At 49.1% G+C, this 580-nt stretch carries 1 protein-coding gene; it reads left to right on the forward strand.

Annotated features, from left to right (window positions below; translation table 11 throughout):
• The coding region (tsaB, locus tag R7P74_RS28050; RefSeq protein WP_318123949.1) for a tRNA (adenosine(37)-N6)-threonylcarbamoyltransferase complex dimerization subunit type 1 TsaB at positions 1-488 on the forward strand (488 nt) is incomplete at its 5' end.
• Positions 489-580 lie beyond the last annotated feature (92 nt).

The following is a 580-nucleotide window of genomic DNA, read 5'->3' on the forward strand; positions in this document are numbered from 1 at the left end:
GTGTTCGTATCGGTATTGGCATCGCTCAAGGCCTAGCATTTGGTGCAGAACTGCCGATGATTGGTGTTTCAACATTGGCTACGATGGCACAAGCAAGCTACCGCCTGCATGGTGCAACTGATGTCGCTGTAGCGATTGATGCGCGCATGAGCGAAGTTTACTGGGCACGTTATTCTCGCCAAGAAAACGGCGAATGGATGGGTGTTGATGAAGAATGTGTGATTCCACCAGCTCGTTTGGCGGAAGAAGCACAAGCTGACTCTAAAACGTGGACAACAGCTGGTACAGGTTGGTCTGCATATCAGGAAGAACTGGCGGGCCTGCCGTTTAACACTGCAGACAGTGAGGTATTGTACCCTGACTCACAAGACATTGTGATTTTAGCTAAGCAAGAACTAGAAAAAGGCAATACGGTTCCTGTTGAAGAATCTAGCCCGGTTTACCTGCGTGATAACGTGACTTGGAAGAAGCTTCCAGGCCGCGAATAATTAGGGAAAAAATAAAGGCGGGGCGGTAGCCCTGTCTTTTTATGGAGCGGTATGGCGTCGATTAATGGTTTACCTCCTTCACTGATACCCGG

The organism is Vibrio sp. 2033, from assembly GCF_033339735.1.